This is a genomic window from Nocardia wallacei (assembly GCF_029869545.1).
GTDB lineage: Bacteria > Actinomycetota > Actinomycetes > Mycobacteriales > Mycobacteriaceae > Nocardia > Nocardia wallacei_A.
Genome location: NZ_JARWQD010000199.1, coordinates 1 through 13,596 on the forward strand (window position 1 = coordinate 1; position 13,596 = coordinate 13,596).

Annotated in this window: 13 protein-coding genes and 1 pseudogene; 7 read left to right on the forward strand and 7 right to left on the reverse strand. The window is 70.2% G+C overall.

From position 1 onward, the window contains the following. Positions 1-1,346: pseudogene (locus QH290_RS16075) on the forward strand (hypothetical protein); the annotation flags it as partial. Here the strand turns inward: QH290_RS16075 and QH290_RS16080 are convergent. From QH290_RS16080 to QH290_RS16090, 3 genes are all read right to left on the reverse strand, one after another. Continuing rightward, positions 1,330-2,091, reverse strand: coding sequence for an ABC transporter permease (locus QH290_RS16080; RefSeq protein ID WP_280383656.1), 762 nt, complete (start codon positions 2,089-2,091; stop codon positions 1,330-1,332). The pseudogene QH290_RS16075 and the gene QH290_RS16080 sit on opposite strands and share 17 nt — an antisense overlap. Beyond that, positions 2,088-3,032 (reverse strand): ATP-binding cassette domain-containing protein, encoded by a 945-nt coding sequence (locus tag QH290_RS16085; RefSeq protein WP_280383658.1) that lies wholly within the window; start codon positions 3,030-3,032, stop codon positions 2,088-2,090. Before QH290_RS16085 ends, QH290_RS16080 begins: the two co-directional genes overlap by 4 nt. Positions 3,033-3,230: 198 nt before the next feature. Next, entirely contained in the window at positions 3,231-4,184 is a 954-nt protein-coding gene (locus QH290_RS16090) for a helix-turn-helix domain-containing protein (protein WP_280383660.1), read from the reverse strand. A gap of 71 nt (positions 4,185-4,255) precedes the next feature. On the opposite strand from QH290_RS16090, the gene QH290_RS16095 reads away from it, so the two are divergent. Beyond that, positions 4,256-5,089, forward strand: coding sequence for an alpha/beta fold hydrolase (locus QH290_RS16095; protein WP_280383661.1), 834 nt, complete (start codon positions 4,256-4,258; stop codon positions 5,087-5,089). Between the two features lie 126 nt (positions 5,090-5,215). On the opposite strand, the gene QH290_RS16100 is transcribed toward QH290_RS16095, so the two are convergent. Then, on the reverse strand, positions 5,216-5,896 hold the full coding sequence (locus QH290_RS16100; protein WP_280383663.1) for a molybdopterin-dependent oxidoreductase: 681 nt from the start codon (positions 5,894-5,896) through the stop codon (positions 5,216-5,218). Positions 5,897-6,125: 229 nt separating this feature from the next. On the opposite strand from QH290_RS16100, the gene QH290_RS16105 reads away from it, so the two are divergent. Both QH290_RS16105 and QH290_RS16110 read left to right on the forward strand, forming a co-directional pair. Next, a complete protein-coding gene (locus QH290_RS16105; protein WP_280383665.1) occupies positions 6,126-7,628 on the forward strand; it encodes an FAD-dependent monooxygenase in 1,503 nt (500 codons plus the stop codon). Next, entirely contained in the window at positions 7,625-8,251 is a 627-nt protein-coding gene (locus QH290_RS16110; RefSeq protein ID WP_280383667.1) for a TetR/AcrR family transcriptional regulator, read from the forward strand. The genes QH290_RS16105 and QH290_RS16110 overlap by 4 nt, the downstream gene beginning before the upstream one ends. 25 nt (positions 8,252-8,276) lie before the next feature. Here the strand turns inward: QH290_RS16110 and QH290_RS16115 are convergent, their stop codons facing one another. After that, positions 8,277-9,122: an alkylmercury lyase family protein gene (locus QH290_RS16115; RefSeq protein WP_280383669.1), complete on the reverse strand. Its 846-nt coding sequence runs from the start codon at positions 9,120-9,122 to the stop codon at positions 8,277-8,279. Between the two features lie 155 nt (positions 9,123-9,277). Beyond that, complete coding sequence (locus QH290_RS16120; protein WP_280383672.1) at positions 9,278-10,174, reverse strand: LysR family transcriptional regulator; 897 nt, start codon at positions 10,172-10,174, stop codon at positions 9,278-9,280. Positions 10,175-10,409: 235 nt separating this feature from the next. Here QH290_RS16120 and QH290_RS16125 point away from each other — a divergent pair, with 235 nt between their 5' ends. Further along, positions 10,410-11,324: an NADP-dependent oxidoreductase gene (locus QH290_RS16125; protein WP_280383674.1), complete on the forward strand. Its 915-nt coding sequence runs from the start codon at positions 10,410-10,412 to the stop codon at positions 11,322-11,324. Positions 11,325-11,439: 115 nt separating this feature from the next. Further along, a complete protein-coding gene (locus QH290_RS16130) occupies positions 11,440-12,627 on the forward strand; it encodes an MFS transporter (protein ID WP_280268160.1) in 1,188 nt (395 codons plus the stop codon). A gap of 59 nt (positions 12,628-12,686) precedes the next feature. On the opposite strand, the gene QH290_RS16135 is transcribed toward QH290_RS16130, so the two are convergent. Next, positions 12,687-13,340, reverse strand: coding sequence for a GAP family protein (locus tag QH290_RS16135; protein ID WP_280383676.1), 654 nt, complete (start codon positions 13,338-13,340; stop codon positions 12,687-12,689). Positions 13,341-13,411: 71 nt separating this feature from the next. On the opposite strand from QH290_RS16135, the gene QH290_RS16140 reads away from it, so the two are divergent. Continuing rightward, the coding region (locus QH290_RS16140; RefSeq protein ID WP_280383678.1) for a hypothetical protein at positions 13,412-13,596 on the forward strand (185 nt) is incomplete at its 3' end.

A 13,596-nucleotide genomic window follows, 5' to 3' on the forward strand; every position in this document is an offset into this window, starting at 1 on the left:
GTGATCAGCTCCAGGCCCTCCGCCTTGTGCCCGCCGAGCCACCAGTACCACCCCGCGGCCGCCGCCAGCCCCCACGCCCCCGCCGCCCGCGCCCCCCCCCCCCCCCCCCCCCCCCCCCCCGCGGCGGGGGCGGGGGGGGGGCGCGGGGGGGCCCGGCGGGGGGGGGGGCTCGGGGGCGCGCGGCGGCCGCGGGGTGGTACTGGTGGCTCGGCGGGCACAAGGCGGAGGGCCTGGAGCTGATCACCGCGGCCGCCGAACTGCCCGGCGAGGTGGAGGACGAGACCCGGGCCACCGTCTACGCGCTGGTGGTGCACTTCCTGTCCTCCGGCCCGAATGACGCCAATCAGCTGCAGGATTGGATCCGCAAGGCATCCCGGTTCGATCGGCACAGCGCGGCCCGCCACCCGACGATGGGGTTGATCGGTGCGCTGGAACGCCTGCTGGAGGGCCCCGACGCGATGCTCACCGCGTTCGAACCGCAGCTCACCGACGACGACCCGTGGGTGCGCGCCTTGGCCCGGCTGCAGATGGGCAAGATGCGGATCGTGGTCGGCCGGGACGCGCAGGCGGCCGACGACCATCTCGAGGCGTCGCTCGCCGAATTCCGTGCCCTCGGCGAGCGATGGGGCATGTCGTTCGCGCTGACCGAGCTGGCCGACCGCATCGCCGTGCGCGGCGACTTCGCCGGTGCCTGTGAGCTTTTCGACCAGGCGATCACGGTGGTCAGCGCCGTCGGCACGCTCGAGGACGTCGCCCGGATCCGAGCGCGGCAGGCGCAGCTGTACCGGCTGCTGGACGACCCGGAGGCCAGCGCGGCCGCCCTGGCCGAGGCCGAGCACCACGCGGAGCGGGCCGCCTGGCCCAACACACTGGCCATGCTGGCCCTGGAGAAGGCGGAGCTGGCCCGCTGGAACGGCGACACCGAACAGGTCCATCGCCAAATCGACGTCGCGACAACGATTCTGGGCAGCGATGCGGAACTGCCGAACGTCCGCGCGCAGATCCACCTCCTGCTCGGGTATCTCGCGGACGATCTCGACGCGGCCCGCGAACACCACACCGCGGCCTTCCGGGCGGCCGTCGAGGCGGGATTCGCGCCCCTCACGGCCCGGGCCCTCGTGGGGGTCGCGGACCTGGCGCTGCGTAGCGGCCAGGACCGGCAGGCCGCGCGGCTGCTCGCGGCGAGTACCGAGGTCCGGGGCCTGCCCGACCGTTCCCTGCCGGATTCGGCGCGGATCGAGCAGACAGCACGAGATCGCCTCGGCGAAGCGGACTTCACCGAGGCGATGGGGGAGGGAGCGAAGGCGGACCCGCACGATCTGGTCGCGGCTACGCTCGCTTCGTGAACGTGGCACGGGACCACAGGTATCCGACGAGGGCGAACCCGGCGCACCAGGCGAGCGCGGCGGCGGTGTAACCGCCCGAGGGGGTACCCGCGAGAAACCCGCGCAGGGATTCGATGATCGGCGTGAAGGGCTGATACTGCGCGAACTGCCGCACACCCTGCCCCATCTTCTCGGCCGGGACGACCGCGCTGCTCAGGAAGGGCAGCATGATCAGCGGCACCACGGCCATGCCCGCGGACTCCGGCGTCTTCGCCGCCATGCCCGCGGCGACGGTGAGCCACGCCGCCGCAAAGGATGTCGCGGCCATGACGCCGATCGCGCCGAGCCAGTCGGCCGCGGTCGCCGACGGCCGGAACCCCAGCGCGAAGGCCACACCGATGACGGCGGCGATGGCCACGGCATTGGTCACGATGGTGGCCGCGACATGGCCGGTCAGGACGGCGCCGCGGGAGACGTCCATCACCTTGAACCGGTTGATGATGCCCTTGGCCATATCGGAACTCACCGCCACCGCGGTGCCCGACAACCCGTAGCTGATGGCCAGCAGGAGCATGCCCGGGGTGGCGTAGTCGATATAGTCCTCGCCGACGTCGAAGGCGCTGCCGAAGACGTAGACGAAGATCAGCATCATCACGACCGGCATCAGGGCCGCGTTGAAGATGGTGACCGGCGTCCGGACGGTGTGTTTGAAGTTGCGCCGCAACATGATCGACGAATCGGACAGCGAGGCGGTGATGGTGCTCATTTGTCGACAACCTCCGTGGTTGCGTGGCCGGTGAGGGAAAGGAAGACGTCATCGAGATCGGGGGTGTGGACGGAGACCTCGTCGGCCTCCAGCGAATGTTCGGCGAGCCGATCCAGCAGGTGGCGCAGGAATTTCGTCCCGCCGTTGCCGGGCACCCGCAGGGCCAGGGCCTCGTCGTCGCGGGTGGAGCCGGGCAGAATGCGTTGCGCCGCATCCAATTCCGTGGCCGCGGCGAACCGGAGCCGGACGTGGCTGCCGGGCACTCGGCGCTTGAGGTCCTCGGGCGTGCCCTCGGCGACGATGCGCCCCTGGTCGAGCACGGCGATCCGGTCGGCCAGCTGATCGGCCTCCTCGAGGTACTGGGTGGTGAGGAAGATCGTCACACCGTCGGAGGTCAGGTCCCGCACGATCTCCCACATGGTGCGGCGGCTGCGCGGATCCAGTCCCGTGGTCGGCTCGTCGAGGAAGACGATCTCCGGCTTGGTGACCAGCGTCATCGCCAGGTCGAGCTTGCGGCGCATGCCGCCGGAATAGGTCGCCGCCCGCTTGTGCGCCGACTCCGCCAGATCGAATCGGTCCAGCAGCTCGCCGACCACGCGCTTGCTGTCGCTGCCGCGCAGGCGGTGCAGGTCCGCCATCAGCTGCAGGTTCTCCTCGCCGGTCAGCAGCTCGTCGACCGCCGCGAACTGGCCGGTGACCCCGATCGACGCGCGCACCGCCTTGGTCTCGGTGGCGATATCGTGCCCGGCCACGCGTGCCGTGCCGCCATCGGCCTTCAGCAGTGTGGTCAGGACGTTCACCGTGGTCGTCTTGCCCGCGCCGTTCGGGCCGAGCAGGGAGAAAATCGAACCGGCACCGATGGTCAGGTCGATGCCGTCGAGAACGGTCTTGTCCCCGTACGCCTTCCGCAGCCCGGAGGCCGCAATTGCTGTGCTGTTCATGGCAACACTGTCGCGAGCCCGGCTGATACGGCCCTGATGCCGACCTGATACGCCCGCTGACACGCATCGAGCCTGGAACCCTCCTGTCCCCGGCCCATCGCATGTCCCGGAACTGGCTCGGCCATCGCATGTCCCGGAACAGGCCCGGCCCATCGCATGTCCCGGAACTGGCTCGGCCATCGCATGTCCCGGACGCTCTTACCGGGACTCCCCGAAGGCGCGGCGGTAGGCGCCCGGCGTGGTGCCGAGGTGGAGCCGGAAATGGCGGCGCAGATTGACCGCCGAGGCGAGCCCGGACCGGGCGGCGATGGTTTCCACCGGAAGGTCGGTCTGTTCCAGCAGTTCGCGTGCGGTGCCGAGGCGCTGGGCGAGCAGCCACTGCCCCGGGCTGGTGCCCAGCTGTTCGGCGAACCGCCGGGCGAGCGTCCGGTTCGACAGTCCGGCGTGCCGTGCCAGCCGCCCGACGGTGAGCTGGGTGTCGAGCCGGGCGGTGGCCCACTCCAGCAGCGGCGCCAGCGATTCGTCGGCCGTGGCCGGGGTGGGCTGCGTGACGTACTGGAGTTGGCTGCCGTCCCGGTGCGGCGGCAGCACCATGTTCCGGGCGACCTCGGCGGCGTAGGCCGCGCCGTGGTCGGAACGCACGAGGTGCAGGCACAGGTCGATGCCCGCACCGGTTCCCGCGCTGGTCGCCACATCGCCGTGGTCCACGTAGAGCACGTCCGGGTCCACCTGTACCCCGGGGAACGTGGAGGCGAGCAGGTCGGTGTGGCGCCAGTGGGTCGTCGCGCGGCGGCCGTCGAGCAGCCCGGCCCGAGCCAGCACGAAGGCGCCGGTGCAGACGGCGACGATCCTCGCCCCGCGCCGATGCGCGGCCCGCACCGCCGCGACGACACCCGGCGATACCGGCGCGTCGGGCGGCTGCCAGCCGGGGACGATCACGGTATCCGCCTCCCGCAGAGCCGTCAGCCCCGCGTCCACCACCATCGCGTAGCCGACGGTGGTCCGCAGCGGGCCGGGATGCTCGTCGCAGATCCGGAAGTCGTAGCGGGCGGGCATATTCGGCCGCACGGTGCCGAATACCTCGGCGGCACAGGCGAGTTCGAAGGGTGACTGCGGTGGGTTCAGCAGCGCCACCACCCGATGGCGGTCCATGGCAAGAATATACCTAAAGATGTCTTTTCGGACTCTGTGCAGGTAGACAGGGCTCTGGGCACAGTGGTGGCATGAGTGCAACCACGGATGTGCGGAGGACGACGGTCCAGGTCGACGGCGCGGCGGCCAGCTATCTCACCGCCGGGCAGGACGGTCCGCCGGTATTGCTGCTGCACGGGACGTACTGGAGCCGGGTGTGGCAGCCGGTGCTGGGCGGTCTCGCGGAGTCGGGGCTGCGGCCGGTGGCGGTCGACCTCCCCGGGCTGGGCCGTTCGGAAGGCGAACTCACCCCGCGGACGGCCACGGTCCCCGCCCTCGCGGAGTGGGTGGTGCGATTCGCCTCCGCACTGCAGATCGCCGGGCCGGTCGCGGTGGCCGGTCACGACATCGGCGGCGCCATCGCCCAGCATCTGCTCGCCCACGATCTGCTGGAGGTCTCGCGGCTGGCCCTGGTCAATTCCGTCGCCTACGACTCCTGGCCCGCGCCGCACGTGGCGCGGTACCGGGACCCGGACGTCGCCGCGGCGACCACCGGTGCGGAACTTCTCGCCGCCCGCCGCCGGGCCGTGGCCACCGCGCTCGCCGGTGCCGCCACCGGGCGGCTGATCGCCGACTACGCCGATCCGTGGACCGATCCGCGGGTCCGCCGCTCCTGGCTGGCCCTGGCCGCCGCGGCCGACAGCCGCTACACCCTCGACCTCGTTCCCGCACTTCGCCATTCGACGGTCCCCAAGCTGCTGATCTGGGGCGAGGACGACAGCTTCGAGCGGTTGGAATACGCCGAAAAGTTCGCGCGGGAGATCCCCCACACCACCCTCGTCCGCATCCCGGCCGCCGACCACATCCCCACAGAGTCCGCCCCCATCCACATCGCCGACACCCTCGGCAAATTCTTCACGCGGTGAGAAACCGGACCGGAGTGACTGAGAAGGATCGCAGTGCTGTCGTCTCGCTGTCCGCTGCCTTGGCTGGCCCGGATGGCCTGTGTGGCAAAGGGTTCGTGCGGGTGGGTGCTGTCGACGGCCTGGTGGTCAGGCGTGCTGCGGGGGCTGGGGGCGGCTGCCGCGGGCGCTGAGTCGGCGGATCGGGGCGATGAGTGAGCGGTAGATCGGCCGGACCAGGCGGCCGGTGAGATAGCGGTGGCGTTCCTCGTGCCAGACCCGGGCCCGGCGGTGTGCGGCGAGGGGGGACCAGCGGTCGGGGTCCGGTGGCGCGGAGGTGTGGAATTCGATGCGGCACAGGTGTTTTGTGCTGACGAAGCCGTACTGGCGCGGGCTGACGAGCCGTATCGGCGCGCCGTGGTCGCTGTCCAGGGGGCGCCCGTCGAGGCGGTCGGCGATGAGTACGTCGTCGGCCAGGGCGTCCTCGAGCAGCACGATCGATCGGTAGCCGTCGAGGCCTTCGAAAACGACGTGACTGATCGGGGCGCCCGATTCGACCAGCGACTCCACCCGCGTGCGATAGAGGGTCTCGAACGCCGTTCCCTCCCACAGCAGATCGGTCGCCGACCACCCGGCGACACAGTGGAAGTCGGTCCTGATCGCTGTGCGCGGCAGCTTCGCGAGGTCGGCCGGGGTCAGGCTGAAGCCTTCGGTCAGGGCCCCGCCTATCTCGATCACCGGATGGTCGGGGACGGGCGGCGGCGGGTGATGCAGATGCGTGCCGAAGCGCGGGAATCCGTCGACCGCGCGCTGGCCGGGAGGAAGTGCCATGCCGTATGCCTCCATATGGGATGTCCACTCTATATGGAATGAACGTACTACTTAAAGGTATGTGTGGCAACCGGTGCCGTCGCTTGTCGTTTCGGCGCTGGGGCTGCGGCAGCTCCAAGGCGGCCCGCAGCCTGCCGCACTTCGGACGGCTGACAATGTCCTGGTTGTGGACTAGCAGCTCACAAGCTTTAATATACGCAAACGTATTCGTTTGCTAATTGGAGATGCGATGGAACACGCTGAGGTGTTGGTGGTCGGGGCCGGGCCGTCCGGGCTGGTGCTGGCCTGCGGCTTGGCCGCGCAGGGCGTGGCGGTTCGGGTGGTCGACAGGGCGAGCGGCCCGGCGGTGACCTCGCGGGCGAATATCCTGCACGCGCGTGGCGTCGAGGTGCTGCAGCGGGTGGGGGCGCTGGGCGATCTGCGGGAACGATCGCTGGCGCCGGTCGGCATGCGGATGTACGTGCGCTCACGCCCCATCGCGACCATGCGCTTCGCGCCCGACGAGCGCGAGTCGACGCAGGCGCTGTTCGTCTCGCAGGCCGATATCGAGGAACAGCTGCGGCGGCGGCTCGCCGAACTGGACGTGACCATCGAATGGAACCGATCGGTCGTGGCCGCGAAGCAGGACGCCGAGGGTGTGACGGTGGAATTCGCCGACGGCGCGCGCCTGCGGGCGGACTGGCTGGCCGGTTGTGACGGGTCGCGCAGCGCGGTGCGCGAGGCCGCGGGGATCGAGTTCCCCGGCGTGCCGGTGGTCGAGCAGTTCCTGCTGGCCGATGTGCACGCGGACTGGGATCGGGACCGGTCCACCTCGGCGGGCTTCTATCACCGCGACGGCCTGCTGCTGGCGATTCCCATGCGCGGCAACGACGTTCGCGCCGACCGATGGCGGCTGATGGCCGACGTCCCGGCCCTCGACGGGCATCTCTCGTCGGAGGACATCGTCGCGCGCTTCGAGCGGCTGCTGCCCGAACGGGCGGGAGTCGCCGGCGTCCGCATCCGAGATGCCTTGTGGACCTCGGTGTTTCGCATCCACCGCAGGCTCGCCTCCGATTACCGGGCGGGTCGCATTCTGCTCGCCGGCGACGCCGCGCACATACACAGCCCGATCGGCGGGCAGGGGATGAACACCGGAATCGGTGATGCCGAGAACCTGGCGTGGAAACTGGCCCTGGTCGCGGCCGGGCGGGCGGAGGCGACGCTGCTGGACACCTATGCCGCCGAGCGGCGCCCGCTGGCCGCCGAAGTGCTCCGCAGCACCACGGCCAATACGAAAATCCTTGTGGGCGAGGGGATTCTGGCGCGGATCATTCGCGACCGGATCTTCATCCCGCTGCTGAACTCCGAGAAGGTGCAGCAGCGAGCCACGCGTACCGCGTCGCAATTGTGGGTCACCTATCGGAAGGGCCCGCTGGGCGGGCGCGGGCCCGCACCCCGGCCCGGCGATCGCGTACCCGACCGCGACTGCGAGCGTCTCGACGGCGGCACCACACGGCTGACCGCCGAACTGGGTCCCGCCTGGGTGCTGCTCGCACCCCGCGACGCCGCCCTCGACGCGTTGACCAGCGTGGCCGTGCGGCACCTCGGCCCGAACGTGACCGCTTTGACCGACGCGGCGGCGCGGACGCCGCTGCTGATCCGTCCCGACGGGCACCTGGCCTGGCGCGGCGGCGACCCCGCCGTGCTGCACCATTGGTTCACCCAGACCCTCTACTCCAGGATCGACACATGAGCACCCAGGCGCCGCGCCGCGACGGACCGGGACGTCCCCGAGACCCCCACGCCGACACCGCCATCCTGCGCGCCGCGGTCGAGGTGCTCATCGAACGCGGCGTCGACAACGCGAGCATGGAGAGCATCGCCAAGCGGGCCGGGGTCGCCAAGGTCACCGTCTACAAACGCTGGAAAACCAAGGAGGACTTGCTCGCTCAGGCCATCGAGCACGCCCGCGACGACATCCCGGGCGTCCCGCCGAAGACCTCCGCCGCCACCCTGCCCGGCCTGCTCGAGGCGATGCTCCCGGCGTGGGGCGCCGCCCTCGCCGACCCCCGGTACCGTCTGCTCTCCGCGCGCCTGCTCGGCGCGGGCCCCAGCCACCCGGCACTCCTCGACGCCTACTGGCGCCATCACGTCGAACCCCGGCGCGAACGATCCCGCGCCCTGCTCGCCCAGGCCCAGGCCGCGGGCGTCCTCCCGGCGACCGCCGACCTCGACATCCTGCTCGACATGCTCAACGGCGCCATCATGCACCACCTGCTCCTGGAACCGGCATCCTCGGCCCCGGACGCCACCGCCCTCACCACCTACCTGCGCCGCCTACTCCGCCAAGCCGGATTCCCCCTCGCCGAAACGTGAGCACCCTCGAACCGTTCCGGTCGGTTCAGCGGAGGTGGAGCCGGAGGAAGTTACCGAGGCCGCGTCGGCGCCAGTCGATGATCATCCTGGGTGTGGGCAACCAGAACGGGTCGGGTATCGGGACGCCGAAGCGCGATGGGCGAGTGAGGCCGAATCGGCCGGGCCTGCGGGCGAGGGTGAGGGCCGGGATGTCGGGCTGGTAGTCGTGGTCCAGCCGCCCCGGGGCGAGGATCTCGGTGATCAGGCGGGCCATCTCCTCCGGGGACCGCGTGATTCCGTGGATCTCGGGATGCGCGCGCTGCCACTGCCGTGCGGCGTCCTCGGAGGCGAAGAAGCTGTTGTAGTCGCACCACCCGACCACCCGGTGGGGCATCTCGCGTAGCGGATAGCCGAGATGGACCCGCAGCGTCTTCGGTGCGAAGTCGAGCAGAATGCCGTCCTTGCCGACCAGGCGCACGGGTTGTTCGGTCTGCCGACACACCGACTCGACGATCACCTCGGAGCCCGGGAATTGGCCCGAGATCGCGCAGGCCTCGACCGCGCATTCGGCGAACCAGCGCTGATGGCCGTCGACGGTGATTCGGTAGTGATTGGCGAAGGTCGCGAACGGCCGCGCGTAGACGAGTTCGCCCAGCGGCGGTTGCGGGGCGGGCAGCACCTCGTCCTGAAATACCGGGCTGTCGGCGTGTTCCTCGTCCTGGCGGGCCACGCAGATCGCGCCCTCCAGGGCGCGCAGATCCGCCCCGAGTTCCACGTCGGAGAGCGCGAATTCGGTCCGCAACTCGGCGATGGTGGGCGCGCTCCCGCTGCTGCGGACCTGGTCCATGATGCGCTGCCGGACGGCCCGCGCCCGCGCGCTCAATGCTGCCATGACATGCCTTCCTGTGAATCGGCCTCGGATTCACGCGGCCAAGGCCCGCTTGTGTTCATTGGTCACATAGTGATCAGTGTTCACGATACTCGAGGAATGTCAAGCCACGCGGCGGCTGCGGTGATCCGGTCGTAGGAAGTCGTGCTCGGGCCGAATTACATGTCACCGGCGATTTCGGTGGCGGCCCGGTGGATGGCGTGGGCGAAGGCTCGGACGGTGGGGGTTTCGCGGGCGGTGGGCCATGCCAGTCCGTATTCGAGGGGCGGGGCGTCGGGCAGCGGGATCAGGGCGAAATCGTCGCGCCGGTGGTATTGCTCCAGCAGGCCGGAGACGACGGTGACGCCCTTGCCCGCGCCGATGAGGCCGAGGGTCTCGTGGAAGGTCGTGACGGGCAGGTGCTCGATGACCGCGCCGGACGGCGTGTGGCGCGGGTAGTGGGTCTCGTGGAAACCGCGTGACAGTCCGGAGAAGGTGATCAGCGGCGCGCGGGCCAGGTCTTCCAGCGAGGCCGTGTCCTGCCGGGCGAGGGGATGGTCGGCAGGGACGAGCAGTGCCGCGGCAAGGGAGAACAGCACCCGGCCGGTGGTGAGGCCCGGTTCATCGATCGGGAACTCGCTGACCTGCAGGTCGATCTCGCCCGCCTTGATCGGGCCGTAGGAGTCCGCCAGCGACATCTCCGTGATCCGCACCTCGCAGTGCGGGTGCTCCGCCCGGAACGCGTCGGCGGCCCGGACCAGCACCTTGCCGTTCCACGGTGCGGAGAAGGCGACCCGGATCGTGCCAGCGATGCTGCTCGCGGCCGCGGTGGCGTTGCGGATCGCGTCCTGGATCTGGCGGTAGCCGGGGAGCAACTCGTCGCGGAAGCGCCGCCCGAGCGGGGTGAGGACGACCTGCCGGCTGGTGCGTTCGAACAGCGGGCCGTTGATGCGGCGCTCCAGCTTCTTGATGGTCTGGCTGACCCGTCCGGGCGAGACGCGCAGGCGTTCGGCGGTGCGGGCGAAGTGCAGTTCCTCGGCCAGGATCAGGAACGTTTCGATCTCGTGCCGCTCCATCTCAACCCCTTAGTCCCGCTAAACGCACGCTTACAATTTCGTCATTGTCGCCTCCCTTCGTCAATCGCTCGGCATTAGCCTCGCTAAACATTGCTTCGCCGACTCGTCATTGTTCCGGTTGCGCCGATGCCCCAGGGTGGAAAGGCGTCACACACAGCCCCGTCCTTCGAATCGAATTCGCAATGGCTGCAACGTATTCGAGCTTCCGGACGGGGCTCGGCAGGCTAGGAGAACGATGCAAGCGATCAGGATCCACGGCCGGGACACCGGCCCGGCGTTGGAGGACGCCCCGTATCCACATGCCTCGGAGAACGACGTCGTCGTCCGGGTGCACGCGGCCGCCTTCACCCGCGGGGAGCTGGAGTGGCCGGGCACCTGGAGCGACCGCGCCGGTCGGGACCGAACCCCGGTGATTCCCGGGCACGAGGTGTCGGGTGTGGTCGCCGAACTGGGTCTGGGGACGACCGGATTGTCCGTCGGGCAACGCGTGTTCGGATTGACCGACTGGACCCGTGACGGGACCCTCGCCGAATACGTCGCGGTGGAGGCCCGGAATCTGGCACCGCTGCCTGCCTCGATCGATCACGTGCGCGGTGCCGCGCTGCCACTGGCCGGGCTCACCGCATGGCAGGGGTTGTTCGATCACGGACGGGTGGAATCCGGGCACACCGTGCTGATCCACGGCGCGGCCGGTGCCGTCGGGTCGCTGGCGGTGCAGCTGGCCCGGGATGCCGGAGCCCGCGTGATCGGCACCGGCCGCGCCGCCGATCGCGACACCGCCGTCGAGTTGGGCGCCGACGAGTTCGTCGACCTCGACACCGAGCGGCTGGAGGATGTGGGCCCGGTCCACGTGGTGTTCGATGTCATCGGCGGGGAGGTCCTCGAGCGCTCGGCATCGCTGGTGCGGCCGGGCGGCAGCCTGGTGACGATCGCCGCGCCGCCCGCCGTGCGGCCCGTGGACGGTCGCGCCGTGTTCTTCATCGTCGAACCCGATCGCGCCCGGCTCGTCGACCTGGCCCGCCGGGTGCACGATGGCCGCCTGCGCCCACCGGTCGGCGCCGTCCACTCCCTGGCCGCGACCGTGGCCGCGTTCACCAGCGGTCAGGCGCGCGGCAAGACCGTCACCCGAATCATCGACGACCGCGGCTGAACTCACCGGCGGGGCTCGAGGTGCCCCTGGCTGGAGCTTCCCATTCGCACAGAGAGGTTGATACGTCATGACCACCGTCACCGAGGCTTCCGCGCCGCCGGAGCGCGCCCGGCGCATGCCGTTGGCGCTGGCCGCCCTCGCCCTCGGCGCCTTCGGTATCGGGCTCACCGAATTCGTGATCGTCGGATTGCTGGGCACCATCGGCAGCGATCTGTCGGTCAGCATCCCGACCGCCGGACTGCTCGTCAGCGGCTACGCGATCGGCGTGGCGGTCGGTGCTCCGATCATGACCGCGGCGGGCACGCGGGTGCCGCGCAAGACCATGCTGATGATCCTGATGGGGATCTTCATCGCCGGAAATCTGCTGGCGGCACTGGCTCCCGGCTACGGGGTCCTGATGGCAGGGCGCATCGTCTCGGCGCTCACCCACGGCGCGTTCTTCGGCATCGGGTCCATCGTGGCGGCCAACCTGGTCGCCCCCGACCGCAAGGGCAGCGCCATCGCGATGATGTTCACCGGTCTCACCGCCGCCAACGTCGCGGGGGTGCCGCTGGGAACGTTTCTCGGGCAGCAGTTCGGCTGGCGCTCCACCTTCTGGGCGGTGAGCGCGATCGGTGTGGTCGCGCTGCTGGCGGTGGCCGCGCTGGTGCCGCCGCAGCCGCGCACCGAACAGGGCGGGCTGCGCGCCGAGCTGACGGTGTTCCGGCGGCCGCAGGTGTGGCTGGCGCTGCTGGTCACCGCGCTCGGGTTCGGCGCGGTGTTCGCGGCCTTCACATTCCTGGAACCGATCATCACCGAGGTGACCGGGCTGCCGGATGCCGCCGTGTCCTGGATTCTCGTGGTCTTCGGGCTGGGCCTGTTCCTGGGCAACGTCGTCGGCGGGAAGCTCGCCGACCGGGCCGTCATGCCCACCCTGTACGGATCGCTCGCCGCGCTGGCGGTGGTCCTGCTGGTGTTCACGGTGACGGCGCACAGCACGATCCCCGCGATCATCACCGTATTCGCGTTGGGCGCCTTCGGTTTCGCGATCGTCCCGGCCGTGCAGATGCGGGTGCTGGACAAGGCCGCCGACGGACCGGCGCTGGCATCGGCCTCCAATATCTCCGGCTTCAACGTCGGTATCGCCGTGGCCTCGTGGCTCGGTGGCGCCGCGATCGACGCCGGGTTGGGTTTCACCGCGCCCTCGTGGATCGGCGCCATCATGGCCGCCGCCGCGCTGGCCGTCGCGCTGCTGTCCGGCGCTCTCGACCGCCGTACCCACACACCGGGCTCGGCAGCACCGAAACACGCCATGGTCGACTGACTCGGCGGGCGTACCGGAGGAGCCGAGGTCTGTCACGGACGGCCTCGGCTCCCGCTGCGTCACAGGCCGCCGACGCCCTTACCGAGCACCACGGTTCCCATCACCAGCAGCACGATCGCCAGCACCGCATGGTTGTTGGCCTGCAACCACTCTCGCGCGGTATCGAGCGTGGCTCGCAGACGATCCGCGGCCAGCACGTAGCCGACCACGACGAGCAGCACGCTCGCCGCGGCGATCATCGTGTAGACCACCACCGCCACGACTTCGGCGCCGCCTCCGAGTCCACCGGACCCGATACCGACCCCCGCGGACACGCACAACAGCAGGTTCTTCGGGTTCAGCGCGGCCAACGTGGCACCGAGTCCGACCGCCCGCGCCGGGGCGAGCCCGTCGATGGCCCGCATCCAGCGCGGCGTCGCGGTGTCGGAGCGGGCTCGCCATTGCCGACCCGCCAAGCCGAGCAGCAGGACGCCGAGCACGATCTTGACCCACGCCACCGCCGGGGACGGCTCCCGGTCGCCGCCGAACGCGCCGGAGAGCAGGACGACCACCGCCGTCACCACGGCGATCGCGGCCACCCATCCGGCGGCGAATCCCAGCCCCGGCGCGGTGGAGGTGTTCGACAGAATCACCAGGATGGCGGCGACGAGCGGGATCGGCGAGATGGCCACCCCCATCGCCAGCGGGAGCAGATCGCCCAGCACGGTGCCCATTCCGGCACGCTAACGACCAGGTGGGCCGGTCCTCATCACACCATGAAGGTGAAACCAGGCAGGACGGACCGTTGATTCCGAATTACCGCCCGATCAAAGGATTATTACCGTTGTCATTCATAGTGGGTGCCGCGGGGCAGGATTCGGGCGATGAGGGTCAGGGCTACAGCGATTACCGCCCCGGCCCTGGCAACGCCCCCACCCCACAGGGTTATAAAATCCGCCCCCGCGCCCAAAAAAAAGATAAGGACAATGA

What these genes read in the sequence shown, in the direction of transcription:
- QH290_RS16080 (WP_280383656.1), bottom strand. Translation starts at nt 2,091, where the DNA reads ATGAGCACCATCACCGCCTCGCTGTCCGATTCGTCGATCATGTTGCGG.
- QH290_RS16085 (WP_280383658.1), bottom strand. Translation starts at nt 3,032, where the DNA reads ATGAACAGCACAGCAATTGCGGCCTCCGGGCTGCGGAAGGCGTACGGG.
- QH290_RS16090 (WP_280383660.1), bottom strand. Translation starts at nt 4,184, where the DNA reads ATGGACCGCCATCGGGTGGTGGCGCTGCTGAACCCACCGCAGTCACCC.
- QH290_RS16095 (WP_280383661.1), top strand. Translation starts at nt 4,256, where the DNA reads ATGAGTGCAACCACGGATGTGCGGAGGACGACGGTCCAGGTCGACGGC.
- QH290_RS16100 (WP_280383663.1), bottom strand. Translation starts at nt 5,896, where the DNA reads ATGGCACTTCCTCCCGGCCAGCGCGCGGTCGACGGATTCCCGCGCTTC.
- QH290_RS16105 (WP_280383665.1), top strand. Translation starts at nt 6,126, where the DNA reads ATGGAACACGCTGAGGTGTTGGTGGTCGGGGCCGGGCCGTCCGGGCTG.
- QH290_RS16110 (WP_280383667.1), top strand. Translation starts at nt 7,625, where the DNA reads ATGAGCACCCAGGCGCCGCGCCGCGACGGACCGGGACGTCCCCGAGAC.
- QH290_RS16115 (WP_280383669.1), bottom strand. Translation starts at nt 9,122, where the DNA reads ATGGCAGCATTGAGCGCGCGGGCGCGGGCCGTCCGGCAGCGCATCATG.
- QH290_RS16120 (WP_280383672.1), bottom strand. Translation starts at nt 10,174, where the DNA reads ATGGAGCGGCACGAGATCGAAACGTTCCTGATCCTGGCCGAGGAACTG.
- QH290_RS16125 (WP_280383674.1), top strand. Translation starts at nt 10,410, where the DNA reads ATGCAAGCGATCAGGATCCACGGCCGGGACACCGGCCCGGCGTTGGAG.
- QH290_RS16130 (WP_280268160.1), top strand. Translation starts at nt 11,440, where the DNA reads ATGCCGTTGGCGCTGGCCGCCCTCGCCCTCGGCGCCTTCGGTATCGGG.
- QH290_RS16135 (WP_280383676.1), bottom strand. Translation starts at nt 13,340, where the DNA reads ATGGGCACCGTGCTGGGCGATCTGCTCCCGCTGGCGATGGGGGTGGCC.